The organism is Kocuria sabuli, from assembly GCF_040981185.1.
Taxonomy (GTDB): Bacteria; Actinomycetota; Actinomycetes; order Actinomycetales; family Micrococcaceae; genus Kocuria; species Kocuria sabuli.
On the sequence record NZ_JAVHZE010000064.1, the window covers coordinates 1 to 809 of the forward strand.

General features: G+C 39.9%; 2 protein-coding genes. Both read right to left on the bottom strand.

Annotation, left to right across the window (positions count from 1 at the left end):
- Positions 1 to 170, bottom strand: a 170-nt coding sequence (locus tag RE027_RS18315; protein WP_438612450.1) for a DarT1-associated NADAR antitoxin family protein, incomplete at its 3' end; no start/stop codon positions are given.
- Positions 118 to 809 (bottom strand): DarT ssDNA thymidine ADP-ribosyltransferase family protein (locus tag RE027_RS17875; RefSeq protein ID WP_368809645.1); only part of this gene is annotated, 692 nt, incomplete at its 5' end. The genes RE027_RS18315 and RE027_RS17875, both read right to left, overlap by 53 nt.

Here is an 809-nt window from a genome sequence, read left to right on the forward strand (position 1 = left end):
GATTTCTGCTTTTGTGAGACTGACATTCCCGGGAACCACGTAAAATCTACAAGCTCAGTTTTTACGAAGAGTGATTTTTCTTTAACAGGTATATATACGGGCCTTTGTGCCATTGTTTTACCACTTACGCTTAAATGAACGAGAACCAAATAAACCATTGGTTTTGTCATTAAGTATAATCTTTTTTTCTCCGAAGAGATTTTGGTAAAGTGTGTTTGCGGTTCTGCTATTGAAGGCCGCCCCTAAGATCAGTTCAGGTTCAATTACATCAAAAACTAACACTTCTGCTTGTTCGTCTGTTGGATCGGATGTTAAAAGTTTTTGACCATCTCGTGTTTCATACCCGTCTATCTCGCTAAACATTCCCGCAAGTGATTCAGGAAGCCTCAAATCATCCAATGCCTTGACGCTTATTCGAGCATCCGCAGCATTGTGGCGACAAAAAGCGCAATCCTTTGTCCATAGAATAGATGGTTTTATACCTAACACCACCCAATCAACCCCTTGATTTTCCAGCCTATATTTGTAGAACATTCTGTGATTAGGAAAGGTGATAGAAAGAGACGTACCATCTAAATGACCATCAAGGCGAAGTTGATCATTAGTGGCAGGCGTGATACCAAACTCTCCAATCCGAGAAATCGGGACTATCCCATGTTCCATTATACTTGGAAGATTTTCGGCCTTAGTGAAATGTACCAGTTGAGTGATTCCTTGCTGTTCCACGATACGTTGGATCTGCTGAATTCGCTGAGTCATAGTCAATCCGTCCTTTTTTGTATCAATATATTTCCAAATAAATAAAAAAT